The organism is Allobosea sp., assembly GCF_051860145.1.
Lineage (GTDB): Bacteria > Pseudomonadota > Alphaproteobacteria > Rhizobiales > Beijerinckiaceae > Allobosea.
Genome location: NZ_JBHYEM010000004.1, coordinates 197163 through 224046 on the forward strand (window position 1 = coordinate 197163; position 26884 = coordinate 224046).

At 67.9% G+C, this 26884-nt stretch carries 25 protein-coding genes; 15 read left to right on the plus strand and 10 right to left on the minus strand.

Translation table 11 applies throughout. The features are described 5' to 3' along the window. Window positions 1-87: 87 nt before the first annotated feature. From ACTIF2_RS08880 to ACTIF2_RS08895, 4 genes are all read left to right on the plus strand, one after another. The gene (locus tag ACTIF2_RS08880) at window positions 88-2397 is read left to right on the plus strand and encodes a xanthine dehydrogenase family protein molybdopterin-binding subunit (protein ID WP_439496694.1); all 2310 of its coding nucleotides are present in this window, start codon (window positions 88-90) and stop codon (window positions 2395-2397) included. Between the two features lie 132 nt (window positions 2398-2529). Continuing rightward, a complete protein-coding gene (locus ACTIF2_RS08885) occupies window positions 2530-2964 on the plus strand; it encodes a c-type cytochrome (protein WP_439496695.1) in 435 nt (144 codons plus the stop codon). Between the two features lie 145 nt (window positions 2965-3109). Continuing rightward, window positions 3110-4042, plus strand: coding sequence for a c-type cytochrome (locus ACTIF2_RS08890; protein ID WP_439496696.1), 933 nt, complete (start codon window positions 3110-3112; stop codon window positions 4040-4042). Window positions 4043-4108: 66 nt separating this feature from the next. Next, on the plus strand, window positions 4109-4504 hold the full coding sequence (locus ACTIF2_RS08895) for a (R)-mandelonitrile lyase (RefSeq protein ID WP_439496697.1): 396 nt from the start codon (window positions 4109-4111) through the stop codon (window positions 4502-4504). A gap of 190 nt (window positions 4505-4694) precedes the next feature. On the opposite strand, the gene ACTIF2_RS08900 is transcribed toward ACTIF2_RS08895, so the two are convergent. The 7 genes from ACTIF2_RS08900 to ACTIF2_RS08930 form a co-directional block, all read right to left on the minus strand. Then, on the minus strand, window positions 4695-5678 hold the full coding sequence (locus ACTIF2_RS08900) for a Bug family tripartite tricarboxylate transporter substrate binding protein (protein ID WP_439496698.1): 984 nt from the start codon (window positions 5676-5678) through the stop codon (window positions 4695-4697). A gap of 188 nt (window positions 5679-5866) precedes the next feature. Further along, window positions 5867-6475 carry a class II aldolase/adducin family protein gene (locus tag ACTIF2_RS08905; RefSeq protein ID WP_439496699.1) on the minus strand — a complete coding sequence of 203 codons (609 nt, stop codon included), beginning with the start codon at window positions 6473-6475 and terminating at the stop codon, window positions 5867-5869. Window positions 6476-6581: 106 nt separating this feature from the next. Then, window positions 6582-7514 (minus strand): LysR family transcriptional regulator, encoded by a 933-nt coding sequence (locus ACTIF2_RS08910; protein ID WP_439496700.1) that lies wholly within the window; start codon window positions 7512-7514, stop codon window positions 6582-6584. A 67-nt stretch (window positions 7515-7581) separates the two neighbouring features. Beyond that, window positions 7582-8202, minus strand: coding sequence for a helix-turn-helix domain-containing protein (locus ACTIF2_RS08915; protein ID WP_439496921.1), 621 nt, complete (start codon window positions 8200-8202; stop codon window positions 7582-7584). Window positions 8203-8298: 96 nt separating this feature from the next. Further along, a complete protein-coding gene (locus ACTIF2_RS08920) occupies window positions 8299-9222 on the minus strand; it encodes a DMT family transporter (protein ID WP_439496701.1) in 924 nt (307 codons plus the stop codon). A 124-nt stretch (window positions 9223-9346) separates the two neighbouring features. Further along, window positions 9347-9745 (minus strand): nuclear transport factor 2 family protein, encoded by a 399-nt coding sequence (locus ACTIF2_RS08925; protein ID WP_439496702.1) that lies wholly within the window; start codon window positions 9743-9745, stop codon window positions 9347-9349. A gap of 99 nt (window positions 9746-9844) precedes the next feature. Continuing rightward, complete coding sequence (locus ACTIF2_RS08930; RefSeq protein ID WP_439496703.1) at window positions 9845-10624, minus strand: SDR family oxidoreductase; 780 nt, start codon at window positions 10622-10624, stop codon at window positions 9845-9847. 124 nt (window positions 10625-10748) lie between these two features. Between ACTIF2_RS08930 and ACTIF2_RS08935 the strand changes: the two genes are divergently transcribed. Together ACTIF2_RS08935 and ACTIF2_RS08940 are read left to right on the plus strand one after the other, a co-directional pair. Then, window positions 10749-11561 (plus strand): UDP-2,3-diacylglucosamine diphosphatase, encoded by an 813-nt coding sequence (locus ACTIF2_RS08935; RefSeq protein ID WP_439496704.1) that lies wholly within the window; start codon window positions 10749-10751, stop codon window positions 11559-11561. Continuing rightward, window positions 11561-12643, plus strand: a complete 1083-nt coding sequence (locus tag ACTIF2_RS08940; RefSeq protein WP_439496705.1) for a glycosyltransferase family 4 protein — start codon at window positions 11561-11563, stop codon at window positions 12641-12643. The genes ACTIF2_RS08935 and ACTIF2_RS08940 overlap by 1 nt, the downstream gene beginning before the upstream one ends. Here ACTIF2_RS08940 and ACTIF2_RS08945 read toward each other — a convergent pair. Then, the gene (locus tag ACTIF2_RS08945) at window positions 12582-14369 is read right to left on the minus strand and encodes a cation:proton antiporter domain-containing protein (protein WP_439496706.1); all 1788 of its coding nucleotides are present in this window, start codon (window positions 14367-14369) and stop codon (window positions 12582-12584) included. The two genes, ACTIF2_RS08940 and ACTIF2_RS08945, sit on opposite strands and share 62 nt — an antisense overlap. 150 nt (window positions 14370-14519) lie before the next feature. Between ACTIF2_RS08945 and ACTIF2_RS08950 the strand changes: the two genes are divergently transcribed. Further along, on the plus strand, window positions 14520-15365 hold the full coding sequence (locus ACTIF2_RS08950) for an AAA family ATPase (protein WP_439496922.1): 846 nt from the start codon (window positions 14520-14522) through the stop codon (window positions 15363-15365). 139 nt (window positions 15366-15504) lie between these two features. On the opposite strand, the gene ACTIF2_RS08955 is transcribed toward ACTIF2_RS08950, so the two are convergent. After that, a complete protein-coding gene (locus tag ACTIF2_RS08955) occupies window positions 15505-16770 on the minus strand; it encodes an ABA4-like family protein (protein WP_439496707.1) in 1266 nt (421 codons plus the stop codon). Between the two features lie 91 nt (window positions 16771-16861). Between ACTIF2_RS08955 and ACTIF2_RS08960 the strand changes: the two genes are divergently transcribed. From ACTIF2_RS08960 to ACTIF2_RS08990, 7 genes are all read left to right on the plus strand, one after another. Continuing rightward, on the plus strand, window positions 16862-17545 hold the full coding sequence (locus ACTIF2_RS08960; RefSeq protein ID WP_439496708.1) for a TetR/AcrR family transcriptional regulator: 684 nt from the start codon (window positions 16862-16864) through the stop codon (window positions 17543-17545). 49 nt (window positions 17546-17594) lie between these two features. Further along, window positions 17595-18122, plus strand: coding sequence for a SixA phosphatase family protein (locus tag ACTIF2_RS08965; protein WP_439496709.1), 528 nt, complete (start codon window positions 17595-17597; stop codon window positions 18120-18122). A 25-nt stretch (window positions 18123-18147) separates the two neighbouring features. After that, window positions 18148-19596: a YcjX family GTP-binding protein gene (locus ACTIF2_RS08970; protein WP_439496710.1), complete on the plus strand. Its 1449-nt coding sequence runs from the start codon at window positions 18148-18150 to the stop codon at window positions 19594-19596. Window positions 19597-19612: 16 nt separating this feature from the next. Continuing rightward, a complete protein-coding gene (locus ACTIF2_RS08975) occupies window positions 19613-20617 on the plus strand; it encodes a YcjF family protein (protein ID WP_439496711.1) in 1005 nt (334 codons plus the stop codon). A 183-nt stretch (window positions 20618-20800) separates the two neighbouring features. After that, window positions 20801-22186 (plus strand): flagellar hook protein FlgE, encoded by a 1386-nt coding sequence (locus ACTIF2_RS08980; protein WP_439496712.1) that lies wholly within the window; start codon window positions 20801-20803, stop codon window positions 22184-22186. A 64-nt stretch (window positions 22187-22250) separates the two neighbouring features. After that, window positions 22251-24110 carry a flagellar hook-associated protein FlgK gene (flgK, locus tag ACTIF2_RS08985; protein WP_439496713.1) on the plus strand — a complete coding sequence of 620 codons (1860 nt, stop codon included), beginning with the start codon at window positions 22251-22253 and terminating at the stop codon, window positions 24108-24110. Window positions 24111-24123: 13 nt separating this feature from the next. After that, on the plus strand, window positions 24124-25641 hold the full coding sequence (locus tag ACTIF2_RS08990; RefSeq protein WP_439496714.1) for a flagellin N-terminal helical domain-containing protein: 1518 nt from the start codon (window positions 24124-24126) through the stop codon (window positions 25639-25641). A gap of 13 nt (window positions 25642-25654) precedes the next feature. On the opposite strand, the gene ACTIF2_RS08995 is transcribed toward ACTIF2_RS08990, so the two are convergent. Beyond that, window positions 25655-25945: a YciI family protein gene (locus tag ACTIF2_RS08995; RefSeq protein WP_439496715.1), complete on the minus strand. Its 291-nt coding sequence runs from the start codon at window positions 25943-25945 to the stop codon at window positions 25655-25657. 55 nt (window positions 25946-26000) lie between these two features. Between ACTIF2_RS08995 and ACTIF2_RS09000 the strand changes: the two genes are divergently transcribed. After that, window positions 26001-26876: a LysR family transcriptional regulator gene (locus ACTIF2_RS09000; protein ID WP_439496716.1), complete on the plus strand. Its 876-nt coding sequence runs from the start codon at window positions 26001-26003 to the stop codon at window positions 26874-26876. Window positions 26877-26884 lie beyond the last annotated feature (8 nt).

Below are 26884 nucleotides of genomic sequence, written 5' to 3' on the forward strand. Positions count from 1 at the left end.
CATCCCGGACCCAGCATGGACCGGGATGACGACGCGGCCATCCTGCGCCAGTCTTTCTCATTCGAGCGATACGAAGGAAGTTTGCCGATGCGTCCGATGAAGTTCGGAATGGGCCAGCCGGTTCGGCGGGTCGAGGATCAGCGCCTGACCACGGGGACAGGGCGCTATACCGATGACACGGCGATCGAGGGCGCGCTCCACGCCTTCGTGCTGCGCTCGCAATATGCGCATGCGACATTCAAGATCCGCGACAAGGACAGCGCCCGCAAGATGAAGGGCGTGAAGCTGATCCTGACCGGCGAGGACGTCGCCCATCTCGGCGACATCCCGTGCAAGGGGCTGATCAAGACCATCTCCGGCGAGAACGTCGAGCCCAATCCCGTGCCGGTGCTGCCGACCGACACGGTCAGGCATGTCGGCGAGGCGGTGGCCTTCATCGTCGCCGAGACGCTGAACCAGGCGCGCGACGCGGCCGAGGCGATCGACATCGCCTGGGAGACGCTGCCCTCCGTCACCGGCATCGGTGAGGCGCTCGCTCCGAAGGCGGCGCAGGTCTGGCCGGGCCGCAAGGGCAACGTCGCCTTCGAGGCCGAGCAGGGCAATGCCGGGAAGACGGAGAAGGCCTTTGCCAAGGCCGACCGCACCGTCTCGGTCACCATCGTCAACAACCGGCTCGCCTCGAACTACATGGAGACGCGCGCCTGCATCGGCGAGTACGACAAGGGCGCGAAGCGCTGGACGCTGACGCTCGGCAGCCAGGGCAGCCACGGCACGCGCGACATCCTCGCCAAGAACATCCTCAAGGTCGATCCCGCGCGCATCCGCGTGATAACGCCGGATGTCGGCGGCGGCTTCGGCACCAAGATCTTCATGTATCGCGAATACCCGCTGACCCTGGTCGCAGCCGAGAAGCTGAAGCGGCCGGTGCGCTGGGTCGCCGACCGCACCGAGCACTTCCTCGCCGACACCCATGGCCGCGCCAACCTGACGACCGCGACGATGGCGCTCGACAAGAAGAGCAAGTTCATCGGCCTCAAGGTCGATCTCGCGGCCGACATGGGGGCCTATCTCTCGCAGTATGGGCCCTTCATTCCCTGGGTCGGCACCACCATGACGCCGGGCTGCTACAACATCCCGGCGGTGCATGTGCGCTTCCGCGGCGTCTTCACCAACACCACGCCGGTCGATGCCTATCGCGGCGCGGGCCGGCCCGAGGCGGCCTATCTGATCGAGCGGCTGGTCGATGCGATCGCGCGCGAGACCGGCAGGACGCCGGACGCCGTCAGGGCGCAGAACTTCGTCAAGCCGAACGAGATGCCGCATTCGACCCAGACCGGGCCGGTCTATGATTCCGGCGAGTTCGAGGGCCATATGCGACGCGCTATGGACGTCGCGGACTGGAAGGGCTTCAAGGCGCGGCTGAAGAGCTCGACCAAGGCCGGCAAGATCCGCGGCATCGGCATGGCCTGCTATATCGAGGCCTGCGGCGGCGGCGGCCCCGAGAGCTCGACCGTGATCCTGGAGAAGGATGGCATGGTGACCGTGCTGATCGGCACCCAGTCGAACGGGCAGGGCCACGAGACCGCCTATTCACAGCTCGTCGCGCAGCATCTCGACATCCCGATGGACCGGATCAAGGTGATCCAGGGCGACACGGACAAGGTCGAGACCGGTTCGGGCACCGGCGGCTCGCGCTCGATCCCGGTCGGGGGCGCGGCGCTCGACAAGGCCTCCTCGATCCTGACCGACAATCTCAAGCAGCTCGCCTCCGAGAAGCTCGAGGCCGGCATCGGCGATCTCGAGGTCGTCGACGGCGCGGTCCGGATCGTCGGCACCGACAAGGCGCTCGACCTCAAGGCGATCGCGGCGCTGCCCGGCGCGACCCAGGACAAGCTCAGGGTGCATCAGAGCTGGGAGCCGCCGGAAGCGACCTATCCGAACGGCACCCATATCTGCGAGCTCGAGATCGATCCCGGAACCGGCGGCACCGAGATCACGAACTATATCGTGGTCGACGATTTCGGCGTGACGCTGAACCCGCTGATGCTCGAGGGCCAGGTCCATGGCGGCGCGGCGCAGGGCATCGGCCAGGCGCTGATGGAGGAGATCCGCTTCGACGGTTCCGGCCAGATGCTGACGGCGACCTTCATGGACTATGCGCTGCCGCGCGCGGCCGATATTCCCAATTTCCATTTCGAGACCCGCAACGTGCGCTGCGTCACCAATGCGCTCGGCGTGAAGGGCGCGGGCGAGGCGGGCGCGATCGGGGCTTGTCCTGCGGTGATGAACGCGATGGTCGATGCGCTCGACCGCGCCGCCGGCATCAAGGCGATCGACATGCCGGCGACGCCGAACAAGGTCTTTGGAGTGTTGAAGGCAGCCGGCTATCGGCTGTGATGCAAGATCCGCCTTGTGCAAGCGCAAGGCGGATCACGACAATGCGACTTGGCGCTGTCATGGCGATAGGCTGATCTGGAGAGGTTCTAAGCTGCGCCGCCCCGGCGCCGCTGCCTCGGAGGATATGCCTGGATGATCCGCACCGCTCTTGTCGCCGCCGGCCTCGTGCTCGGCCTCTCGGCCGTCCTTGCGCAATCGGACCCGATTGCCGAACGCCGCAACACGATGAAGGGCGTCGGCGCCGCCACGCGCGACGGCGCCGCCATGGCCAAGGGCGAGGTCGCCTTTGATGCGGCCAAGGCTCAGACCATCTTCAAGGTCTATGCCGATGCAGCCAAGAAGATGCCCGGGCTTTTTCCCGACAATGCCAGGACCGGCGGCGAGAGCACCGCGGCGCCGAAGATCTGGGAGGACCAGGTCGGCTTCAAGGCGGCTTTCGCCAAGTTCGAAACCGAATCTGCGGCGGCCGGTTCGGCGGCCAAGGATCTCGACGGTTTCCGCAGCGCCTTCGGGGCTGCAACCAAGAATTGCGGCGGCTGCCACGAGGCCTACCGCATCAAGAAGTAAGCCGGCTGGCGGTTGCGCCGCCTGGTCGATCATGACCTGATGGGCGGACTCCATGCGATGGAGTTCGCCCGTTCTCGTCTCAGACGCGTGCCGGACCCTTCGGCGCTTTTGCGCGTTAAGGTTGCTGCAAACCGGAAAAACCTCCATGCGCCGCCTCTTCATCACGCTGGCCGTCTTCATCCTGTTGGGCCTCGCCGGCTTCTTCGCGCTGACCGATCCGCGCCTGGTCTCGCCCGCGCCCGAGATCGGCACCTTGCCGGCGCCGAATGTCGAGAACGGCAAATTGCTCTTTGCGGCGGGGGGCTGCGCCTCCTGCCATGCGACGCCCGGTCAGGACGACAAGCTGCGCCTGGGCGGAGGGCTGGCGCTGGCCTCGGGCTTCGGCACCTTCCATGTGCCCAACATCTCGCCGCATACGCGCGACGGCATCGGCAACTGGGGCGTCAAGGATTTCGTCGACGCGATGGCGACGGGCGTCTCGCCCTCCGGCCAGCACTATTACCCGTCCTTCCCCTACACGTCCTACCGGCTGATGCCGCCCAAGGCGCTGGCCGACCTCTTCGCCTATATCCGCACCTTGCAGCCGGTCGAGGGCCGGGCGCCCGGTCACGATCTCGCCTTCCCGTTCAATATCCGCCGCGTGGTCGGTGGCTGGAAGCTGCTCTATTTCGACGGAGCGCCGTTCAGGCCCGACCCAGGCAAGAGCGAGGAGTGGAATCGCGGCGCCTACCTGGTGCAGGGGCCGGGCCATTGCGCCGAATGCCATTCGAACCGCAACAAGCTCGGCGCGATCATCCAGGCGACGCGCTTCGCCGGCGGGCCCGATCCGGAAGGCAAGGGTTTCGTGCCGAACATCACCCAGCATGAGGAGGGCCTCGGCAAATGGTCGAAGCAGGAGATCGCCGAATTGCTGAAGAGCGGCTTCACGCCGGATTTCGACAGCGTCGGCGGCAAGATGGCGGCGGTGGTGCGCAATACCGCGCAGCTTTCCGATGCGGATCGGCTGGCGATCGCCGAATATCTGAAGTCGCTGCCGGCGGTGCAGGGGCCGCCGCGACCGGCTAAGACAGGAAGCTGACGGCACCGGTCTGCTATGGCTGACCCTGCCGCGGCCCCCCGCGAGCGGCCGGATGAGGAGACCATCATGGACATCACGCGCAACGGATCGCTGCCCTCGAAACCCGGGTCGGCCGATTATTTTTCCGGGACGGTCCGGATCGACGCGCCGTTCCAGCGCGAGGCGCCCGCCCGCATCGGCGGGGCCACGGTGACCTTCGAGCCCGGCGCGCGCACGGCCTGGCACACCCACCCGCTGGGGCAGACCCTGATCGTCACCGCCGGAAGCGGCTGGGCCCAGCGCGAAGGCGGCCCGGTGGAGGAGATCAGGCCCGGCGACATCGTCTGGTTCGCGCCCGGGGAAAAGCACTGGCACGGCGCGACCGCAACGACCGGCATGACGCATATCGCCATTGCCGAGCTGCTCGACGGACGGGCCGTGGACTGGCTGGAGAAGGTCGCGGAGGCGGATTACCGGCGCTAGAGCCGGATCCGATCAGGTTGGAACAACCTGATCGGTGAATCCGCCTCTAAACTCTAGATAGAGAACGCGTGATCCGATCGGATTGCTGCGCAATCTGATCGGCGCGTGCTCTGAGCGCAGCAATTCGCCGGCCTACTCCATCACCGCCGCCTCGAGGATGCAAACCATCAGGGCGGAGCGCCGGCGCAGCTCATTCGATCTTGATGTCGAGCTCCCGGATCAGCCGGCCGAAATGCTCGATATCTCCAGCGACGCTGTCGGTCATGGCTTTTGGCGATCCCGAGGCCGGGATCAGGCCATTGGCCTGGAGTTTTGCGCTCGCGTCGGGCGACGCGAGCGCACGGGCCGTTTCCGCCGCGAGCTTGTCGATGATCGCGGCCGGCGTTCCGGCGGGCGCCGCAAGACCGAAATAATTCGATATCAGCGGGTCGCCCGCCACGCCAAGCTCGGTCGTGGTCGGAACGTCCGGCAATTGCGGCAGCCGCTTTGCGCCTCCAACCGCAATGGCCCTGACGCGGCCGTCCTGCATGAGGGAGAGGGCGGCGGGCGGGGTCGCGATCGTCAGCGCCACTTCTCCGGTCGCCACCGCCATCACGGCCGGCGGCGCGCCGCGATAGGGAACATGGGTCATTTTGAGGCCAAAGCCGCGGCAGAGCGCTTCGATGTTGAGATGCGCCATGCTGCCCTTGCCGAAGCTCGCATAAGCGAGTTCGCGGGTGCGGGCGAGGGCGACGAGCTCCGCCAGGGTTTTGACATTGAGACCTGGGTTCACGACCAGGACGTAGGGTCCTGTCGCGACGATCCCGGCATAGGTGAAGTCCTTGCGCCAATCGAGCGCATGCTGCGGCAGCAGGATCGGATTGATGCCGAAGACTTCTCTTGGCGCCATCAGAAGCGTGTAGCCGTCGGGAGCCGCGCGAGCGACCCCGGCGGCGCCGACCATGCCGTTGGCGCCGGGCCGGTTCTCCACCACGACCGTTTGGCCAAACTGCTGGCGCAGGCTTTCGGCGACGAGCCGCGCCGTCAGGTCCACCGCGCCGCCGGCCGGATAAGGCACGATCAGCTGGATCGGCCTGGTCGGATAGGCTGGTGCGGCCTGTGCCATGGCTCGCGGCACCGAGGCGACGAGCGCCAAACCGGCGATGAATTCACGGCGTGAGCAGAATGCAGGCATGGCGAGATCCTCCCGTTCTGTGTTCCCTGGACGGCGCGGCCATGCCGTGCGGCTGGCTGCGCGCGGTGGTCAGTGCCGTCACGTCTTCTGGTCGACGCGCCTGCTCCATTGTTCCCAGGCTCGATCCATGGCGAACGACGTCAGGTTGAAGTCCCCGGCGGCGCCCGCCTCGGCAGCGGTCAGCGGCTTCACGCCGCCGAGCTGCGTCGCCCGCACTGGACATCGGCATTGCGCGCGCCATAGATCGAGCGGAACACCGCCTCCTTGACCGAACGCGCCGCTACGGTCGCGCCATGGCCGCGCATCAGAACAGTCCAGTTCGCACCAAGTGTTCGCGCAAGCGAATCGCCCTGGTCCCTGGTCGAAACGATCAGGTTCGTGTCGCCGAAGTCGTCCTGGCTATCCCAGAGGGGAACGGTTGCGCCCATGGTCGCGCCAAGGTGGAAGACCGGCACGAGAGCGATCCCGCTGGCGCAGAAGGGCATGATCTCGGGCGCATGATGATGGCAGACGGCCATGACATCGGGCCTGGCGCGGTAGATTGCGCTGTGGATGCAGCGCTCGGCAAAGACGCGTGCGTCGCTTGCGGGCTGGGGCCGGTCATCGAAATCGAATTCGAGAATGTCGTCCCGGGTCACCAGCTCGGCGGCCCGGACCCGCGGCATGAGATAGCGCTCCGGGCGCCCCGGATGCCGAAACGAGACATGGCCGAAGCTGTCGATCACGCCCTCCGCGGCCAGTATCCGGCCGGCGAGCACAAGTTCCGCGATCATGCCCTGTGTCGCATCGGTCGGCATGTCGGGCTCCTTTGCGGGCGTCGTCTTCCTGCCCGAAAGGAAAGCGCGAAGCGTTGCTGAAATCCAATACGGAGCCGTTGGGTCAGCGCTAAGAAAAACTGAGAGCTCAGTTGTCCGTGGATTCCAGCGGGTGCCCGAGAGGGCCCATGTAGCTCGTCAGCGTCGCGACTGCAGCCCGCACGACCTGGCGCACGGCCGAGATGCTGCGGAGCCGGCCTGCGGTCTGCGATCCGGCGAGGTACAGCGTGCGTCGCAAGGTCGGATCCATGATCGGACGGATCGACAATGTCTTTGCCTGCACTTCGGCAAGCACGGTGCCGAACGGCAATATGCCGGCTGCGACACCGCGAAGGATCATGGTCTTGATGCCGGGGATGGAGCGGATCTCGTGAGCGACCTTGAGCTGGAGACCCAGTTCCTTCGCCGTGCGATCGACGAGCGCGCGGACGCTGTCGCGCGGCTCCGGCAACACCAGCGGCTCACTGAGCGCCTCGGCGAAGGGGATCGGGATGCGGCGGTGGTCGGGTGAGGTGCTGACCAGCACGAGGTCTTCCTGATAGAGAGCCCGCTTCCACCAGCCCGCGTCATCGGGAACGTCATAGGCAAGGATCATGTCGAGCTCGCCTCGGCGGAGCGTTTCGATCAGCAGATGGCTCATCTCTTCCGAGAGACTGAGCGATATGCCTGGAGCATGGTCGGACATCTGCAAGGCCAGCTCCGACCCGATCATCTGCATCAGGCTCGGCGTGATGCCGAAGCGCAGCGGCTCGGTCGATGCCGCCCTCGCGCTCATGATCTCGCGGCGGGTTTCCTCGACGAGATTCAATATCGCCAGCGCCCGCTCATAGAGCACGGCTCCCATCTGGGTCGGCCCGGTGCCGCGCGAGTGCCGCACGAGCAGCGTGACACCCAGCTCTTCTTCAAGCTGCTTGATCTGCATGCCGAGCGCTGGCTGCGCGACGTTGAGCTGCTCCGCCGCCCGCGTCATATTTCCCGCCTCGATGATCTGCGCGAAATACTTGAGCTGCCGGAGGTTCATCGCGATCTCGGATGTAGGCGCGTCCTTGCTACAACGAAAGCCGCGTGTCGACTATCCGACCCGGCATCTACTCCATCACCGCCGCCTTGAGGATGCAGACCATCAGGGCGGCGCCGGGCTGGTTGCCGACGCAGCGCACGATATGGCGGCGGTCGCAGCGGTAGCGCAGCGTCTCGCCCGCCTTGGCGCGCTGGATCACGTCGCCGACCTCGACCTCGAACTCGCCGGCGGTGACCGAAAGCGATTCGATCGAGCCGCGCTGATGACCCTCCGAGTCGAGCTCGCCGCCGGGCTCCGACTGGACGTCGTACCATTGCAGCCACTCGACCGTCTTGATCCAGCCGATGATCGCGAGCCTGAGCTTGCCGTCCTCGGAGACCAGGATCGGCGTGTCGGCGCGGGTGGTCTTGTCGATGAAGGCCTCTTCCTCGCCGCTGGAGAGCACGCGTTCGATCGAGATGTCGAGGGCCTGCGACAGCCGCCAGATCGTCGCCAGCGTCGGATTGGTCTCGTTGCGCTCGATCTGGCTGATGATCGACTTGGCCACGCCCGACTGTTCGGCGAGCTCTGAGAGCGAGAGATTATAGGCCTTGCGCAGACGCTGGATCGTCTTGCCGAGCTGGCCCGAGATCACCTGGGCGCCCGATTCGAGCTCGCGCCCGCCACGTTCCTTCGTCTCGATGCCCATGCGGCTCAGCCTGCCCGTCGCGTCGTTTGTGAAAGCGAACATAATCGTTTGTTCAAGCGGACAATGCCCGTTCCGGGCCGCAGGAGCAAGCCGAGCTCAGGTCAGGCGCGACGAGCCGACCTCGCGCGTCTCGCGCTTGAGCAGGCCGAGCTGCTGCTCGCGCAGGATGACATAGATGCCCGAGGCGATGACGATGGCGGAGCCGATGAAGACCGACATGGCCGGCCAGTCGCCGAACATGAACCAGCCGATCGCCACCGCCCAGAGCATGGTCGAATATTCGAAGGGCGCGATCAGCGAGGCGTCGCCATAGCGATAGGCCTGCACGATCAGGATCTGCCCGAACCCGCCGAGGATGCCGATGGTGAAGAGCAGAGCGGCGTCCTGCCAGTTCGGCATGTTCCAGCCGAGGACGCTGGTCGAGAGGCCGAGCAGGGCGGTCATGACCATGAAATAGAAGACGATGGCGCCGGTGCGCTCGGTGCTGGTCAGCAGCCGCACCTCGATCGAGGCGAAGGCCGAGCAGAAGGCGCCGCCAAGCGCCAAAGCCGCGCCGATGGCAGGCCCGCCCGAAAAGCCGAGCGAGCCGCCGCCGAGATAGGGCGCCAGCATCAGCAGCACGCCGAGGAAGCCGATCGTCACCGCCGTCCAGCGATAGATGCGCACGCGCTCCTTCAGGATGACCACGGCGAGCACGACGACGATCAGCGGGCCGGCATAGCCGAGTGCGACCGCGTCCGGCAAAGGCAGGAAGCCGAGCGCGGCGAAGCCGAGGAACATGCCGGTCGAGCCGATGACGCCGCGCTTCAGGTGCCCGCGCAGGTTCTTGGTCTTCAGTGCCGACGGGAATTCCGAGCGCCAGGCGAGCCAGATGATCAGCGGGATCAAGGCGAAGAAGGAGCGGCAGAAGACGATCTGGCCGGTCGGGTACCGGGCTGCGACCGCCTTGATGCCGGCCGACATCAGGGTGAAGGCCAAGGCCGAGACGAGCTTGAAGGTGATACCGAGAAGCGGGGACAAGTTGCGCGGGCGCCGAAGGAGAAAGAGTCTTGCAGAAGACTTCGTCCCTCTAGATCACGTTCGTACGACGGGTCCAAGCGCAAAGCACGCAACCCTGACCACCGCAGCGCAGCTGCACCGTCGCTCAGACAAGGACGTTGACGCCGCTCATATAGATGCCGGCATAGGCGATCCTGCCCTCGCGCAGATGATAGAACGAGGCGTTGTACTTGCGGTGCTCGGCGCCGGACGGCTCCATGTTGATCACGTCGAGCTGACAGGCGAGAATCTGTTCCGGCTCGTCGAAGACCCAGCGGAAATTGCCGTGCCAGATTCGCTCATAGCGCCCGAATAGGCGCTCGAACATCATGCGGACACCGCTATCCCGGCCGCGATGGTCGAGCTGATCGGATTCGATGCGGAAATGGCAGTCGCCGGTGAGGCAATCCAGGACCCCGGCCATGTCCTTGTCGTCGACGCAGCGGAAATAGCGCTCCAGCAGCGCGATCGCGGCCTGGCGGGAGAGCGGCACGGCTTGGGTCATGAGGAAGCATCCTGGAGGAGGAAAGCACGGAATCGATGGAAGCCGTCCCGGAGAGCGGGCATGACAGCCCTCCGGAACGGGATGTTGGCCAGCTGCCGCTCAGAAGCTGCCCCTGAACGAGCCGCCGTCGATCAACAGGTTCTGGCCGGTGATGTAGCCGGCATGGGCGCTGGCGAGGAAGGCGCAGGCCTTGCCGAACTCGTCCGCCGTGCCGAAGCGCTTGGCCGGGATCTCCGCCATGCGGATCTTGGCGATCTCCTCGATCGTCACGCCCTTGATCGCCGCCATCTTCGTAGTCGAGCTCTTCAGGCGGTCGGTGTCGAAGGCGCCGGGCAGGATGTTGTTGATCGTGACATTGGCATGGGCGATCTCGCGGGCGACGCCGGCGAGGAAGGCGGTCAGCCCGGCGCGGGCGCCCGAGGAGACGTCGAGCCCGGTCAGCGGCGTCAGCACGCTCGCCGAGGTGATGTTGACGATGCGCCCGAAGCGGCGGGCGATCATGCCGTCGACCACGCGCTGCACGAGCTGGATCGGCGTCGCCATGTTCTGGACCACGCCTTCGAGCAGGGCTTCGCGCGAGACTTCGCGGAAGGACTTGGGCGGCGGGCCGCCATTGTTGTTGACCAGGATGTCGGGCTCGGGCGCCGCGGCGAGCAGCGCGTCCTGACCGGCCTGGGTCGAGACGTCGGCGACGACGGCGATGACGGTCGCTCCGGTGCTGGCACGAATCTGGCTGGCCGTCGCTTCGAGCGACGCCGCGTCACGGCCGTTGATCACCACCGTGCAGCCGGCTTCGGCCAGCGCTTCGGCGCAGCCACGGCCCAGACCTTTGCTGGAGGCGCAAATAATGGCCGTGCGGCCGGCGATTCCCAAATCCATGGCGTCTCTCCTGAAGATCCTGCGGGCTCTGTCGAGCCAAACCATGGATTCGGGCCTACGTCATCAAAGCGCAATGCAAATCAGACACACGCCGCAAGCATCGCAACAGGATGGGCCGGCGGGCATGAGCGACGACGACGAGGCCAAGCAGGTTCGCAGCATCTTCATTTCCGATCTGCACCTGGGCACCCGCGGAGCCCAGGCGGATCTCGTGCTGGAATTCCTGCGCAGCTATGACGCGCCGCGGATTTATCTCGTCGGCGACATCATCGACGGCTGGCGGTTGAAGAACGGCTGGTATTTCCCGCAGGCTCACAACGACGTCGTGCAGAAGCTGCTGCGCAAGGTGCGCAAGGGCTCGCGGCTGATCTACATCACCGGCAACCACGACGATTTCCTGCGCGACTTCACCGGCAGCCAGTTCGGCGGCATCCGCATCGCCGACCATGCCCTGCACGACACCGCCGACGGCAAGCGCCTGCTGGTGATCCATGGCGACCTGTTCGACCTGGTGGTGCGCAACGCCAAATGGCTCGCCCTGCTCGGCGACTGGGCCTACACCGTCGCGCTCGCCTCGAACACGGTGGTGAACAAGGCCCGCCACCTGTTCGGCCTGCCGCATTGGTCGCTCTCGGCCTGGGCCAAGCTCAAGGTCAAGAACGCGGTCAACTATATCGGCGAGTTCGAGACCTGCCTCGCCGCCGAGGCGCGCCGGCACGAAGCCGACGGGGTCATCTGCGGGCATATCCACCACGCCGCCCATCGCGAGATCGACGGGCTGACCTATATCAATACCGGCGACTGGGTCGAAAGCTGCACGGCGGTGGTCGAGCATCATGACGGCCGGTTCGAGGTCATCCGTTGGCCGCAATACCGGCTGAAGAGCGAGCCGGTGCGTCCCGTTCCGCTGCCCGCCCTGGTCGGCGAGGCCGCCTGATGCGCGTATTGATCGCGACGGATGCCTGGCGGCCCCAGATCAACGGGGTCGTCCGGTCGCTGGAGCGGATGTTCGAGGCCGGGCCGTCGCATGGCGTCACGCCGCATATGCTGACGCCGGAAGGCTTTCGGCAGATCGGCCTGCCATCCTATCCCGATATCCGGATCGCGCTTGCAACGCAGGGCGCCGTCGCCCGGCGCATCGCCGATTTCGGGCCCGACCATGTCCATATCGCCACCGAAGGGCCGATCGGCTGGTTGACGCGCGCGGTCTGCCTGGCGCAGAAGCGGACCTTCACGACGAGCTACCACACCCGCTTTCCGCAATATGTCGCGGCACGCTGGCCGATCCCGGAAAGCTGGAGCTACACGTTCCTGCGTCGCTTCCACGGCCCGGCCGCCGGCGTGATGGTCTCGACCGGGACGGTGGAGGCGGAACTCAGGCGCAACGGCTTCGAGCGCATCCTGCGCTGGGGGCGCGGCGTCGATCTCGCGCAGTTCCATCCGCGGCCGGAAAGCGTCCTCGACCTGCCGCGGCCGATCTTCCTCAGCGTCGGGCGAGTCGCGGTCGAGAAGAACCTCGAGGCTTTTCTCTCACTGCGGCTGCCTGGCAGCAAGGTCGTCGTCGGCGACGGCCCGGCGCGCGCCGACCTGCAGCGGGCCTTTCCGGAGGCGACCTTCCTCGGCACGCGCGAGGGCGAGGACCTGGCTGCGATCTATGCCTCGTCCGACGTCTTCGTCTTCCCGAGCCTGACCGACACGTTCGGCATCGTCCTGCTGGAGGCGGCCGCGAGCGGCCTGCCGGTCGCGGCGTTTCCGGTGCAGGGTCCGAGCGACGTCTTCGCCGGCAGCGGGGCTGCGGTACTGGACGAGGACCTGAGAGGGGCCGCGCTCGCGGCCTTGCGCATTCCCCGCGAAGCCTGCCTCGAGCTTGCCGCCCGTCACAGCTGGCAAGCCAGCGCCGACCAGTTCTACGGCCATATCCGCCGGATCGCCCGGCACGCGGCGACGGCGCAGAACGTCACAACCTTCGCGAGCGTCCATGCCGCGGAAGGGCAGGCGCGGGAGCGCCAGCGGGCTTGAGCTCCCGGCGGAAGACGTCGCGCCGCTCGTGAACCGAGGCGATGACGAGGCCCATCGGCACGCCGAGGCCGACCAGCGCCGCCTCCGACAATTGCAGGCTCGCCTCGATCGTTTCCGGCACCGCGTCATTGACGCCGATCTCGTAAAGATGGCGGGCATGGGCGGCGTCGCGGGCGCGGGCGACGATCACGAGATCGGGCCGCAGGGCACGGGCGGCTTTCACGGTCTCGTCGACCGCGCGGGGGTTGTCGATGGTGATGATGAGCGCGGTGGCGTCGTCGAGGCCGCAAAGCTTCAGGAAGTCCGGCTTGGTCGCGTTCCCGAAGAAGGCCGGACGTCCGGCCTTGCGCTGGGCGGACACGAGCATGGGGTCGGAGTCGATCGCGATATAGGGCTTCCTGTGCTCTTCGAGCATGGCGCCGACAAGCCTGCCGACGCGCCCGCAGCCGATGACGATGGCGCGCCCGGCATGGTCGTCTGGCGGCAGGACCTGCGCCTCCTCGGGCAGGATGACCGGCGGCGTGAGCCGCGCCGCCATGCTGCGCGCCATCCGCGCCGCTAGCGGCAGCGCGACCATGGTGAGCGAGACCGCCGCCAGGACGAGGCTCGCCGCGTTCTGCTCGACCAGTTTGGCGGCGGCGGCGGCGTTGAGCAGCACGAAGGCGAACTCGCCGCCGGGCGCGACCATGATCGCCGTCTCGATCGCGGTCGAGGCCGAAAGGGTGAAGAGCTGGGCCAGGCCCATGACCACCGCGATCTTGACGAGCAGGAGGCCTGCGGCGATGCCCAGGATGGCGGCGGGCTCGCTCGCGAGCTGGGCCGGATCGACGCTCATCCCGACGGTCAGGAAGAAGACGCCGATCAGCAGGGACTTGAACGGCTCGATCGTGACCTCGATGGCGCGGCGATACTCGGTCTCGGCCAGCAGCAGCCCGGCGATGAAGGCGCCCAGCCCCATGGACAGGCCGGCCGCCGCGGCGACCAGCCCCGTGCCGAGCGCGACCAGCAGCGTCGCCGCCAGGAAGCTCTCGGAGCTGTCGGTCGAGGCGACGAGGCGGAAGAGCGGGCGCAGGGCCAGCCGCCCGATCACGACGATCGCGGCGATCGCGGCGAAGGCATGGACCAGCGCCTGGGCGAAGCCGGCGACCAGCGATCCGCCGTTCTGCGCGCCCAGCACGGCGATGAGGAAGAGCAGCGGCACGACCGCGATGTCCTGGCACAGCAGGATCGCGAAGCTGCTGCGGCCGGCCGCGGTCATCATGCGCCGGCGCGCCGACAGCAGCTCGACCACCATCGCCGTCGAGGAGAGCGCGATGCCGAAGCCGATGATGAGCGCGGCTGCCGCCGGCTGCCCGAGAAAATAGGCGATGCCTCCGATCAGCCCGGCGGAAAGCGCGACCTGCCCGAGCCCGAGGCCGAAGACGAGCCGGCGCATCGTCACCAGGCGCTCGAAGGAGAGCTCGAGCCCGATGACGAAGAGCAGGAAGGCGACGCCGATCTCCGCCGGCCCGGCGAGCGCGTTGGGATCGGAGACGGTGATCGTGCGCAGGAGCGGCACCGAGGCGACCAGGCCACCGAGCCCGAAGGGGCCGAGCGCTGCGCCGCAAGCCATGAAGGCCACGATCGAGTTGACCCGGAAGCGCTTGGCGAAGGGCACGATCACGCCCGCCGTGGCGAGAACGACGATGGCGTCCTTGTAGGCCGAAGGGTCGATCGTCGAAGCCAAGTCAGCCCTCGCGCTGCCGATTCAGGAGGTGATTCATGTTTGCGGTGCAAGGCGTTGCGATACAAGCACTTCCGAGCGGCTCAGCAAAAAACTTGCCGTTGCCCGACCCGGCCCGTAGCTTCCGGCGCGCAGATGATCGAAAGGCCCTTCATGCGTTTTGCCGGCACCGAGAACTACGTCGCCACCGAGGACCTCACCGTCGCCGTCAATGCCGCGATCCGGCTGGAGCGGCCTTTGCTGGTCAAGGGCGAGCCCGGCACCGGCAAGACCGTGCTGGCCGAGGAGATCGCCTCGGCCCTGAAGGCGCCGCTGATCACTTGGCACATCAAGTCGACGACCAAGGCCCAGCAGGGGCTCTACGAATATGATGCGGTCAGCCGGCTGCGCGACAGCCAGCTCGGCGATCCGCGGGTCTCCGAGATCGGCAACTACATCAAGCGCGGCAAGCTCTGGGACGCCTTCGCCTCGGCCGAGCGGCCGGTCCTGCTGATCGACGAGATCGACAAGGCCGATATCGAGTTCCCCAACGACCTCCTGCTCGAGCTCGACCGCATGGAGTTCCATGTCTACGAGACCGGCGAAACGGTCCGCGCGGTGCAGCGCCCGGTGATGATCATCACCTCGAACAACGAGAAGGAACTGCCCGACGCCTTCCTGCGCCGCTGCTTCTTCCACTATATCCGCTTCCCCGACACTGACACGATGCAGGCCATTGTCGAGGTGCATTTCCCGGGCATCAAGAAGCGGCTGATGGAGGAGGCGCTGCGGCTGTTCTTCGAGGTGCGCGAGGTGCCCGGCATCAAGAAGAAGCCCTCGACCTCCGAGCTGCTCGACTGGCTGAAGCTCCTGGTGGCCGAGGATATCGGCCCCGAGGTGCTGCGCGAGCGCGACCCGCGCAAGCTCATCCCGCCGCTGCACGGCGCGCTCCTCAAGAACGAACAGGATGTCAGCCTGTTCGAGAAGCTGGCCTTCATGACGCGGCGGGAGAGCCGTTGAGGCCGCTTGATACTTCTGCGGCCGCCTGATGCGGCCCTCTGCGCTTCCGGTGCTCACGGACAAAAGTCCGCTCCGCTCCGGTTCTCGACGACCACGCCAGTCGACTCGCCCCGGCGAAGTTTCAAGCGACCTCAGGGGTTCAGCCCAGGCCGAGCAGGGGCCGGGCGTTGAGCGCTGCGGCGAGGGCCATCAGGGTCACCGTGGCATAACCGGCCGAGAACAGGCCGACCGCGGCCCGCCCGACAGAGGGCTGCCGGGTCAGCAGCCAGACCGCGAGGCCGAAGGCCGGGATCAGTTGCAGCGCGTGCAGCCCGAGGAAATGGGCGAGGCGCAGGTCGCCAATGACCAGCGACCAGCCGAAGACCGGGATGGTCGGGTTGTCGGCCGGTACGGTTCCGACGAAATGCCCGCTGGCGCTGCTGCCGAGCGTCGCGCCACTGGCGAGGCCGAGAACGCAGGTCAGCGCGAGGCCGGCCACCAGCGACCAGCGCAGGGCCGGAGAGAGTGGTGCGGCGTTGCGCCGGGCGAGGCCATAGGCCAATGCGCCGGAGGCGAGCGTGATCATCACGGCGCCGACACCCATCGCGTCGTAGAGCGCCTCGTTGAGCAAGGTTTCGCGATTGTAATGCGAGGCTTCGGCGCGCGAGGCGCGCCAGCCGATATAGGCGACCTCGAGAAAGCCCGGCACCAGCGCACCCCAGATCGTGTAGCGCCCGAGCCAGGAGGCGCGGAAGCGCTCGCTCGCCAGCGGCAGGAACAGCGCCAGCGTGAAGAAATAGAGGATGAGCGAGGCTTCGAACTTCAACGGCTTCAGCCAGACATTCGTGCCCTCGATCAGGCGCATGTCGATGGCGTAGGCGATCAGCGTCGGCACCATCAGCGCCGCCATGGCGAAGCCGGCCGCCGTCAGGCGCGGCTCGAGCTCGAGCGAGCGCAGCCAGGCCGGCAGCCTGGCCTGTAGCCGGGCGATCCGGTCGTCGCGGGTGGCGCGAACGCTCGCCCGCAGCAGCAGGAAGGCGAGATAGCCGATCGGCCCGAACAGGAAGGTGGCGAGCAGGACCGGCACCATCGCCCAATGCGGCAATTCCTCTTCCTGCGCGCGGCGCAGGATCCAGTTGCCGAGGAAGAGGTCGAAGGCGAGGTAGTGCAACCAGCCGGCCAGGAGCAGCGGCCTGGAGGTGAAGAGGTCGGCAACGCCGTCGAGCGAGGAGAAGCCGCCCTTCGCCTCGCTCCAGAACACGGCGATCAGCACGAAATAGCCGATCGAAAGCACGGTGGGGATGACGGTGCCGGCGAGCAATGCCGAAACGCCGCGCCAGCGCGGGAGCAGGATGAGGCTGAGCCAGCCCAGCATCGCGAGCTGGGACCCGAGGGCGAAGGCGTCGTCGAGCGTCGCGGGCAGCATGAGAAGCTCCATTTGAACGCTGTTTAGTTGCGGCGTGGTGATAAATCGCTATCTTGACGGCGTCAAGATTGATTTTGACGGTGTTCAGATTATGACGATCATTGAAGACGGCGAAACGCAACCTGGCCGGCCCGGCTATCATCACGGCGATCTGCGCCAGGGGATGATCGAGGCCGCCGAGGCGGTCCTCGCGGAAAAGGGCGCGGCCGGCTTCACCTTGCGCGAATGTGCGCGTCGCGCCGGCGTGTCGCCAGCGGCGCCGGCGCATCATTTCGGCAACCTCGCCGGGCTGCTGACCGCGATCGCGACGCTCGGCTTCGACGGTCTCTCGGAGGCGATGGAGGCGGCGGCCGCAGCTGCGACGGCGGCCGGACGCAATCGCCTGGCGGCGATCTGCGACGCCTATCTGGCGACCGCGCTCAGTCGACCCGGACGCTTCCGCGTCGTCTTCGGCCTGAGGAGCCTGAACAAGCATGACCAGGCGTTCCTGCAGGCCTCGGCGCGGGCCTTCGGCATCCTGGTGCGCGAAACCCGGGCCGAGCTCGGGACCGATCGCAACGACGATCTCTTCTCCCGCCTGCCATCGAGCTTCGCGGACGATCCCAATCTGCCGGAGATCCTGCTCGTCTGGTCGGTGACGCACGGATTCTCGACGCTGCTGCTCGACGGGCAGATCGATTTCCTGACGCCGGCAGGCGGCCGGGACGCCATGCTCGCGCTCTATTCGCAACGGCTGGTGGGGCTGCTGCTCGGCGCGCTGGCATCGCGGCCGTGAGCGGGCGAGAGGCCTCGCAAAACCGCGGGCAGATGGTTAGGTTTGCCGGATGCGACGCCTTCTCCTCCTGCGCCATGCCAAATCCAACTGGTCGACCGGGTCGACCGATCGGGAACGCCCCCTGGCCGCGCGGGGGCGGGAAGCTGCTCCCGTGATGGGGCGCTATCTGGCGGAGGAGATGCTGCTGCCCGATCTCGTACTGGTCTCGCCGGCGCGGCGCACCACCGAGACCTGGGAGCTTGTCGGGCCGATGCTGTCGGAGCGGCCGGGAAGCCATCTCGAGCCGCGCATCTACGAGGCCAAGCCGGAACGGCTGCTGGAGGTCGTCAAGGAAACCGAGGCGAATGTCCGCACGCTCCTGCTGATCGGCCATAATCCCGGTTTCGAGGAGCTTGCCGCGAAGCTGGCCGGGCATGGCGACCGCTATGCGGCGGCGCGGATGGCGCAGAAATACCCGACCTGCGGGCTCGCCGTGCTCGATTTCGCGGTCGAGGACTGGCGCGACGTCGTGGCGCGCAGCGGGCGGCTCGACCGTTTTGTGACGCCGGCCTCGCTGGGCGAGGGGCCGGACGAATGAGCCGGATGCCTGTGCTCGAAGCCGCATGAGCTCTCCATCCTATCTCGACGAGGCCCGCAACGCGGCGCTGGCCTTCGGCGACAGCCTGCTCGGGCTGGCGCGTCCGCGACTGCGGCTCGGCGTCACCGGGCTGTCGCGCTCGGGCAAGACCGTCTTCACCACGGCGCTGATCCAGAACCTGATCGAGGGCGCGCGCCTGCCGGTGCTCAAGGCTGCGGCCGAAGGGCGGATCACGCGGGTCAGGCTGGTGCCGCAGCCCGATCCCGACGTGCCGCGCTTCCCGTACGAAGCGCATCGCGCGGCCCTGTCCGGGCCGGACCGGCGCTGGCCCGATTCCACCCGGCGGATTTCGGAGCTGCGCGTCGAGATCGATTATGAGCGCGCCCAGGGCTGGTTCAAGGGTCCGGCGACCCTGACGCTGGATATCGTCGACTATCCCGGCGAATGGCTGCTCGACCTCGCCTTGATCGGGCTCGACTACAAGGCCTGGTCGCGGCAGGCGATCGCCGATGCGCGCAAGGCACACCGGCTGGAGGCGGCCGGGCCCTGGCTCGCGGATCTCGCTCTTCGCGATCCCGCCGGCGCGCCCGACGAGCTGGCGGCCGAGGCTGCCAGCGACCTGTTCAAGGCCTATCTCGCCCGGCTGCGGGCCGATCCGGAGGCGGTGGCGGTGACGCCGCCGGGGCGCTTCCTGATGCCGGGCGACCTCGACGGCTCTCCGGCGCTGACCTTCGCGCCGCTCGACATCGCGCCCGATTCCGAGGCGATGGCCGGTACTCTGGCCGGGCTGATGGCCGAACGCTTCGAGGCCTATAAGCGGCTCGTGGTGACGCCGTTCTTCCGCGACCATTTCGCCAGGCTCGACCGGCAGATCGTGCTGGTCGATGCGCTGGCGGCGCTCGATGCCGGGCCGCCGGCGCTGGCCGATCTCGAGACTGCGCTCGGCCAGGCGCTCGCCGCCTTCCAGGTCGGGCGCAATTCCTGGCTGTCGAGCCTGTTCTCGCCGCGCATCGAGCGCGTGCTGTTCGCGGCGACCAAGGCCGACCATATCCACCACACCAGCCATGACCGGCTGGCCGCGGTGATGTCGCTGCTGGTCGCGCGGGCCGCCTCGCGGGCGCAGGGCGCCGGCGCGAAGGTCGAGGCGATGGCGTTCGCCGCCGTGCGCGCGACCCGGGAGGTCAGGATCAAGGAGGGGCGCCAGGATCTGCCGGCGATCGCCGGCGTGCCCGAGGCGGGCGAAACCGTCGGCGACGAGGTTTTCGACGGCGTGGCCGAGGCCGCAATCTTTCCCGGCGAGCTGCCGGAACGCCCCGAGGCCATCTTCGACAGGGCCGCGTCGCACTGGCAGATCCGCGCCCCGCGCTTCCGGCCGCCGCTGGTGACGCCGGATGCCGGCGGCCGGACCCAGCCGCCGCCGCAGATCCGGCTCGACCGCGCGCTGGAATTCCTGATCGGCGACCGGCTGGCATGATGCAAGGAGGCCATCCATGAGCAAGGCTCCGCGCGCTGTGCGTCTCGACGCGAGTTCTATCGAGGCTGAGCCGATGCCACGCGAGACCGGGATCGCGATCCTGCCCGAAAGCGAGCCGTTCGACCCGGTGGAGCCCGCCGCCGTGCCGGTGAAGCCGCGCCGTGGCTTCAGCTGGGGCAGCCTGTTCGTCGCCGGGCTCTCGGCCTTCCTGACGTTGTCGATCGGCGTCTGGGCGGAACGGACGATCACCTCGCTGATGAACGAGAGCCCGGTGCTGGGCTATGCGGCGCTCGCCGCGGCCGCGGTCGCGCTGCTGGCGCTGGTCGTGATGCTCGGCCGGGTCCTGCGCGACATCCTGCGCGAGCGCCGCGTCGAGGCGCTGCGCCTGCGCGCGACCGAGGTGCTGGCGGGCGGCAGCCTCGACCAGGCCAAGGACATCGCCGGCGAGCTCCGGCGCCTCTATGCGAGCCGGCCGGAGACGGCCAAGGGCAGGGCGGAGCTCGAGGACAGCCTGCCGCAGCTCTTCGCCGCCCGCGATGTCCTGACGGTCGCCGAGCGCAGCCTGATGGCGCCGCTCGACGCCGCTGCGCAGGTCCAGATCGCGCTGGCGGCCAGGCGCGTCTCCCTGGTCACCGCGGTGAGCCCGCGCGCGCTGATCGACGTGGTCTTCGTGCTGGTCGCCTGCGCCAGGCTGCTGCGCGCGATCGCCGGCATCTATGCCGGGCGCCCCGGCGCGCTCGGCCTGCTGCGTCTGGCGCGGCAGGTGCTCGGCCATCTCGTCGTCACGGGTGGCATCGCGGCGGGCGATGCGCTGGTCCAGCAGGTGGTGGGGCAGGGGCTCGCCGCGCGCCTGTCGGCGAAGCTGGGCGAGGGCGTGCTGAATGGCCTGCTGACCGCGCGGATCGGGCTGGCCGCGCTCGCGGTCTGCCGGCCCTTGCCCTTCGTCGAGGCGCAGCCGCCGACGCTGTCGGACGTCGCCAGCGATCTCGCGTCCTGGCGCGGCGGGGCCGCGAGCGACTGAGCGCGCACCCGGCAAGATTTGCCGCCCGTGGCCGAAACGACCCGGTCGAATTCGCCGCGATACGCTTTGGAAACCATCCAACCCACTGAAATCTAAGACGGCCCCGCATGGCATAGCCCGTGCAAAGCCGGCCTCGACGTATCGCGCGGCCATCCGGCCGCCAGGGTTGAGGCGAGGGGTATCATGGGTGTCTTCAGTGCGCTGACGACGGCGGTTTCCGGCATGCAGGCGCAGTCCTATGCGCTCGAGAACATCTCCGGAAACATCGCCAATTCGCGGACGGCGGGCTTCAAGCGCGTCGACACGAGCTTTGCGGATCTGGTGCCGGATTCGGCGCTCAACCGGCAGGTCGCCGGCTCGGTCGCGGCCTATAGCCGCTCGACCAACACCATCCAGGGCGATCTCTCGGCGACGAGTATCAGCACCAATGTCGCGATCAACGGCGACGGGTTCTTCGTCGTCGACCAGCGCCTGAGCGGGCTCGGCGCCAACACGCAATTCGCCAACCAGAACCTCTATACCCGCCGCGGCGATTTCGACTTCGACGCCGACGGCTACCTGGTGAACGGCGCCGGCTACTACCTCAAGGGCCTGAAGCTCGACTCGGTGACAGGGCAGCTGATCGGCACCCAGCCGGAAGTGCTGCGCATCACCAAGGAGCAGTTCCCGGCCAAGGCGACGACCTCGATCGAATACCGCGCCAACCTGCCTTCCACCCCGTCGACCAAGAACCACCGGGACAATCCGACGGTGACGGGTTCGGAACTGCTCGACCCGACCGATTTCACCGGCGCCAATCCGATGACCACCAACACCGTCGTCGGCAGCGACATGACCACCTTCCTCAACCAGTCGATCGCTGGCGGTTCGGTCACCGTCTATGATTCGCTCGGCCAGGCGACCAGCGTCGAGCTGCGCTGGGCCAAGACGGCGAAGGCCTCGGCCGGCCCGCCGCCCGTCGAGGATACCTGGAGCCTGTTCGTCGCCGAGAATACCGGCGCGACCGGCGGCGCCGTCGCCTATCGCCGCGTGCCGTCGAACATCACCTTCGGCCCGACCGGCCAGCTGACCTCGGGCGCGACCATCGCGCTGCCGACGATGACGATCGGCGGAACCACGGTGACAGGCATCAGCCTGACCACGGGCGGCAACGGCCTGACGCAGAACGGCGATGTCAGCGGCGAGGTCGATGCCCGCAGCATCCGCCAGGACGGCTATACCGCCGGCACGCTCGACCGCGTCTCGGTCTCGGCCGAGGGCATGGTGGTCGGCACATTCAGCAACGGCCAGGTCGTGGCGCTGGCGCAGCTCTCGGTGGCGCAGTTCAACGCCGCCAATGCGCTGAAGCGGCTCGATGGCGGCGCCTTCGAGGAGACGATCGAGTCCGGCGCGCCGATCGTCGGCCTCGGCACCTCCCAGCTGATCGGCGGCAATGTCGAGCAGTCCAATACCGACATCGCCGACGAGTTCTCGAAGATGATCGTCACCCAGCAGGCCTATTCGGCCAACACCAAGGTCATCACCACGGCGCAGGAGATGCTGCGCGACGTGTTCAGCATCATCCGCTGACGCGCAGGACGCCGCGAGTAACCGGTACGCGCCCCAGGAGGGGCGGGGACGACGGGAGTAGACGATGGGTCTCAGCACATCCCTGAACACGGCGGTTTCCGGCCTGCGCGCCACGCAGGTCGGAATCGGCGTCGTTTCGCAGAACGTCGCCAATGCCGGCACGGCCGGCTATGTCCGGCGCGTCGTCAACACGCTCGACACCGTCAGCGGCAATACGGTCGGCACTTCGACCGGCCAGGTCCAGCGGCTGCTCGACCGGATCGTCCAGCACCAGCTCTGGCAGGAAAGCGCCGGGGCTGCCTATACCTCGACGCGGGCCTCGGCGATGTCCAGCCTCGACAAGCTCTATGGCGCGCCGGGCAGCTCGACGGCGCTCGATTCCGTCTACAGCGCCTTCACCACCTCGCTTCAGGCGCTGCAGAACGACCCGTCCTCCTATGCCAACCGCACCGCGGTGATCGACGCCGCCTCCCAGCTCGCGAGCCGGCTGAACGGCCTGTCCGACGGCGTCCAGACCCTGCGCACCCAGGCCGAGGCCGGGATCGGCAACGCGGTCACCCAGGTCAACGAGCTGCTGAACGCGCTGACCACGGTCAATTCCCGGATCGTCAACGGCCAGAACGACCAGGCGACGGCGGGGCTCAAGGACCAGCGCGACCGCATCGTCGCCGAGCTCTCGCAATATATGGACATCAAGACGAGCGAGGATGCGCGCGGCTCGCTCAGCATCGTCACCGGCTCGGGTGCCCAGATATTCGACGGCCGCCCATCGGTGACCTTCGGCTTCGACGAGCATTCGGCGCTCGGCCCGGAATCGCAGTGGAGCCCGGTCGCGTCCGAGCGCGGCGTCGGCACCATCACGATGACCGACAGCTCGGGCAACACGCGCGACGCGATCGCCAACAACGTGTTCCGCTCGGGCGAGATCGCCGCCTTCATCGAGCTGCGCGACAAGACCCTGGTGCAGGCGCAGGCCCAGCTCGACGAGATCGCGGCGCAGATGTCGAGCGCGCTCTCCGACCGGGAAATCTCCGGCACGGCCGTCACCGCAGGGGCCGCGACGGGGTTCGAGGTCGATCTCGCCGGGCTGCAATCCGGCAACAGCGTGACGCTCGACTATCGCGTGACGCCCGGCGGCGCGACGCGGCGCTTCACCTTCGTGCGGGTCGAATCGGGGGCCTCGCTGCCCTTGCCGGCCTCGGCTACCGGCGACGCCAACAACACCGTCGTCGGCATCGACTTCTCCGGCGGGCCGGCCTCCGTCGCGGCGCAGATCCAGGCGGCGACCGGCGGCGGCTTCACCGTCTCGAACACCGGCTCGGTGCTGAGCATCGTCGATGACGGCGCCGGCAATACGCGCGACGTGCTCGGACTGACGGCGCGGTCGACCGCGGCCGGGCTGCAGTCGGGATCGGCCGAGCTGCCCTTCTTCGTCGATGGCACGCGGCCCTATACCGGCTCCTTCGAGGGCGGCTCGCAGGCGCTCGGCTATGCCGGGCGCATCGCGATCAATCCGGACCTGATCGCCGACCGGTCCAAGCTCGTCGTCTTCAACACGACGCCGGCGACGCCGCAGGGCGACGACACGCGGGCGAAGCTGATGCTGGAGCGGCTGACCCAGAGCCAGCGCAGCTTCACCAACGCGACCTCGCTTGACGGCTCCAAGGCGACCTCGACCGCGACCATCTCGAGCTTCGTGCAACGGGTGGTCGCCTCGCAGGGCCAGGCGGTCGAGACCGCCAAGCGCCTCGACGAGGGCCAGCAGGTCGCGCTCGCCTCGGTGCAGAGCCGCTTCGCCGAGACCGCCCAGGTCAATGTCGATCAGGAAATGACCATGCTGATCGAACTGCAGAATGCCTACGCCGCCAATGCCCGCATCATCTCCACGGTCAAGGAGATGATGGATCTGCTGATGAGAGTCTGAGGAAGGCGCCGCCATGACGATCACCGCAACCGGATCGGGCGCCTACCGCGCCGCCAAGCCCAACGAATTCGTCTCGACCCGGGCCCAGTTCGACGACCTGCAGCGCCAGCTTTCGACCGGCAAGAAGGTCACGAGCTATGGCGATCTCGGCATGGACCGGCGCACCAGCCTCGATCTCAACGCCAAGATGGCGTCGATCGATTCCTGGCTCTCCGGCATCCAGCTTTCCAGCATCAACCTCAAGCTGCAGAGCCAGGCGGTCGAGAACTACGCGAAGCTGGTGACCGAGACCAAGAACGACGTGCGGCCGGGCAGCTATACGGCGAATGCCAGCGGTCGCTCGGCGCCTCAAGTCCTGGCCGAGGAGAAGTTCAAGCAGGTGCTCGACCTGCTCAACAGCAATGTCAACGGCCGCTACCTGTTCTCCGGCCGTACCTCCGATGTCGAGCCGACGGTCAGCTATTCGCTGATCATGGAGGGGGACGGCGCCGGCCGGGCCGGCGTGAAGCAGCTCATCGCCGAGCGCAAGGAGGCCGATCTCGGCCTGACCGGGCTCGGGCGGCTGACGGCAGGCGGCGCCGGCACCACGGCGACGATCGCGGAAGAGGCCGGCAACCCGAATTACGGCTTCAAGCTCACCGGCGCCTCGACGAGCGGCGCCGCGCTGGTGCCGACCTATACGGCGGGTCCTCCGGCCAATCTCTCGGTCGATGTCGCCGGCCAGCCGCTGGCCGGCGAAACGCTGCGCATCCAGCTCGACCTGCCCGACGGCACCAAGCAGGAAATCGTCCTGACCGCCCGTGCGGCAGGCACCGATGGCAGCGCAGCCACCACCTTCGAGATCGGCGCGAACGAGGCCGCGACGGCCGCGAATCTTCGCGCCTCGATCAGCGCGGCGCTCGGCAAGGAGGCGAAGACCAGCCTGTCGGCGGCCTCGGCCTCGGTCGCGGCCGAGAACTTCTTCGCAGGCAGCACGAGCAACCCGCCGCTGCGGGTGCCCGGTCCGCCCTTCGCGACGGCGACGGCTGCTCCCGCGCCGGGCACCGCGGCCAATACCGTGATCTGGTACCAGGGCGACGATGGTCCCGGACCCGCGCGCGGCACGGCGACGGTTCAGGTCGACCAGAGCCAGATCGTCGGCACTGGCGCCCGCGCCAACGAGGAGGCCTTCCGGGTCGGGCTGGCGCAATTCGCCGTGCTCGCCACCGAGACCTTCCCGGCCACCGACCCGAACTCCCAGGCGCGCTACGAGGCCATGGCCAGCCGAGCGCAGAACAAGCTCGGTTTCGGCGAGGGCGTACAGAAGCCGGCCGAGATCATCACCGAACTCGGCACGGCCCAGACCTCGCTGGCGCGCGCCAAGGAGCGGCACGAGAGCACCCAGAACTACCTGACCACGGCGCTAGGCGGCATCGAGAACGTCACCACCGAGGAGGTCGCGGTGCAGATCCTGGCGCTGCAGACCCGTCTGCAGGCGAGCTACCAGACGACCGCGATCCTGTCGCAGCTGACGCTGACGAAATATCTCTGACCGGCGCGGCTCGTCAGGCGAGCCGCTGCCCGTCCGCGAAGACCTGGCGCCAGCGCAGCACGCGGACGGAGCGGCGCAAACCGGTCGGCCAGAACGGATCGCTCTCGCAGAGACGCCGCACCGCGCCCTCGTCTTGCGCCTCGACGAGCCAGAGGCCCCCAGCCGCCTCCTCGCCTTCGCGAAGCGGGCCCGCGGCCTGGATCGTACCGCTATTGCTTTCAAGAAAGGCGAGATGGTCAGGCATCAGGCGGTCGCGCGCCTGGGCATGGGCCGGATCGTCGGTGAACAGAACGGCGAACAGCATGTGGGTCTCTCCCTGGGTCGAGGGCGAAGCATGCGCCGTGGCATCCTGCAGGAACATGCAGACGACTGCCATCCCAATCTGCAAATATGCAGGCATGGACTGGAACGATCTTCGCTATGCGCTGGCGATCGCCCGGGCGGGCACGCTCGCGGGCGCCGCGCGCCGGCTGGATGTCGACCAGACCACCGTGGCGCGCCGGCTCGCAGCGCTGGAAGCTGCGCTCGGCGCGAGCCTGTTCCTGCGCAGCGACGGCAGGCTGCGGCCGACCGCGGCGGGCGAGCTGGCGGTGACGCGGGCGGCCCGGGTCGAACAGGAGGTCGAAGCGCTGGCCAATGTGGCCACAGCGCCGGCGCTCGTCTCAGGGACCGTGCGGCTGAGCGCGGTGCCGATTCTGGTGAACCATGTGCTGATGCCGGCCCTGCCGAAGCTGCTCACGCCGCATCCGGCGCTCCGGCTCGATCTGATCGCCGAGGGGCGCAATCTCAGCCTGAGCCGGCTTCAGGCCGATATCGTCCTGCGCCTGGGGCGGCCGCAGGCGGAGGCGGCCGCGCTGGCCCGTCGTCTCGGCACGCTCGATTTCGCGCCCTATGCGGCGCGCGGCCGCAAAGCCGCGTCGTTGTCCTGGATCGGCTATGAGGAGGGCAGCCAGCATCTGCCGCAGGCGCAATGGCTGGCTCATGCCCCATCCGAGCCCAGGGCCGGATTTGCGGTCAACGATGTGCAGAGCGCTCTCGCGGCGGTGAAGGCAGGGCTCGGCAAGTCCCTGCTGCCCTGCCGCGTCGCCGATGCCGATGCGGATCTCGAGCGGAGCGAGGCGGGCGGGCCGTTCCCGTCGCGCGAGGTCTGGCTGATGACCCGCCGCGACATCCGCAAGGAGGCGCGGATCGAGACGGTGATCGGCTGGCTCGACGGCCTGGACTGGCGCAGCTAGCGCCAGCC

Excerpts from the sequence above, each read along its gene's own strand:
- ACTIF2_RS08880 (WP_439496694.1), top strand. The coding sequence starts at position 88 with ATGCGTCCGATGAAGTTCGGAATGGGCCAGCCGGTTCGGCGGGTCGAG.
- ACTIF2_RS08885 (WP_439496695.1), top strand. The coding sequence starts at position 2,530 with ATGATCCGCACCGCTCTTGTCGCCGCCGGCCTCGTGCTCGGCCTCTCG.
- ACTIF2_RS08890 (WP_439496696.1), top strand. The coding sequence starts at position 3,110 with ATGCGCCGCCTCTTCATCACGCTGGCCGTCTTCATCCTGTTGGGCCTC.
- ACTIF2_RS08895 (WP_439496697.1), top strand. The coding sequence starts at position 4,109 with ATGGACATCACGCGCAACGGATCGCTGCCCTCGAAACCCGGGTCGGCC.
- ACTIF2_RS08900 (WP_439496698.1), bottom strand. The coding sequence starts at position 5,678 with ATGCCTGCATTCTGCTCACGCCGTGAATTCATCGCCGGTTTGGCGCTC.
- ACTIF2_RS08905 (WP_439496699.1), bottom strand. The coding sequence starts at position 6,475 with ATGCCGACCGATGCGACACAGGGCATGATCGCGGAACTTGTGCTCGCC.
- ACTIF2_RS08910 (WP_439496700.1), bottom strand. The coding sequence starts at position 7,514 with ATGAACCTCCGGCAGCTCAAGTATTTCGCGCAGATCATCGAGGCGGGA.
- ACTIF2_RS08915 (WP_439496921.1), bottom strand. The coding sequence starts at position 8,202 with ATGGGCATCGAGACGAAGGAACGTGGCGGGCGCGAGCTCGAATCGGGC.
- ACTIF2_RS08925 (WP_439496702.1), bottom strand. The coding sequence starts at position 9,745 with ATGACCCAAGCCGTGCCGCTCTCCCGCCAGGCCGCGATCGCGCTGCTG.
- ACTIF2_RS08930 (WP_439496703.1), bottom strand. The coding sequence starts at position 10,624 with ATGGATTTGGGAATCGCCGGCCGCACGGCCATTATTTGCGCCTCCAGC.
- ACTIF2_RS08935 (WP_439496704.1), top strand. The coding sequence starts at position 10,749 with ATGAGCGACGACGACGAGGCCAAGCAGGTTCGCAGCATCTTCATTTCC.
- ACTIF2_RS08940 (WP_439496705.1), top strand. The coding sequence starts at position 11,561 with ATGCGCGTATTGATCGCGACGGATGCCTGGCGGCCCCAGATCAACGGG.
- ACTIF2_RS08950 (WP_439496922.1), top strand. The coding sequence starts at position 14,520 with ATGCGTTTTGCCGGCACCGAGAACTACGTCGCCACCGAGGACCTCACC.
- ACTIF2_RS08955 (WP_439496707.1), bottom strand. The coding sequence starts at position 16,770 with ATGCTGCCCGCGACGCTCGACGACGCCTTCGCCCTCGGGTCCCAGCTC.
- ACTIF2_RS08960 (WP_439496708.1), top strand. The coding sequence starts at position 16,862 with ATGACGATCATTGAAGACGGCGAAACGCAACCTGGCCGGCCCGGCTAT.
- ACTIF2_RS08965 (WP_439496709.1), top strand. The coding sequence starts at position 17,595 with ATGCGACGCCTTCTCCTCCTGCGCCATGCCAAATCCAACTGGTCGACC.
- ACTIF2_RS08970 (WP_439496710.1), top strand. The coding sequence starts at position 18,148 with ATGAGCTCTCCATCCTATCTCGACGAGGCCCGCAACGCGGCGCTGGCC.
- ACTIF2_RS08975 (WP_439496711.1), top strand. The coding sequence starts at position 19,613 with ATGAGCAAGGCTCCGCGCGCTGTGCGTCTCGACGCGAGTTCTATCGAG.
- ACTIF2_RS08980 (WP_439496712.1), top strand. The coding sequence starts at position 20,801 with ATGGGTGTCTTCAGTGCGCTGACGACGGCGGTTTCCGGCATGCAGGCG.
- flgK (WP_439496713.1), top strand. The coding sequence starts at position 22,251 with ATGGGTCTCAGCACATCCCTGAACACGGCGGTTTCCGGCCTGCGCGCC.
- ACTIF2_RS08990 (WP_439496714.1), top strand. The coding sequence starts at position 24,124 with ATGACGATCACCGCAACCGGATCGGGCGCCTACCGCGCCGCCAAGCCC.
- ACTIF2_RS08995 (WP_439496715.1), bottom strand. The coding sequence starts at position 25,945 with ATGCTGTTCGCCGTTCTGTTCACCGACGATCCGGCCCATGCCCAGGCG.
- ACTIF2_RS09000 (WP_439496716.1), top strand. The coding sequence starts at position 26,001 with ATGCAGACGACTGCCATCCCAATCTGCAAATATGCAGGCATGGACTGG.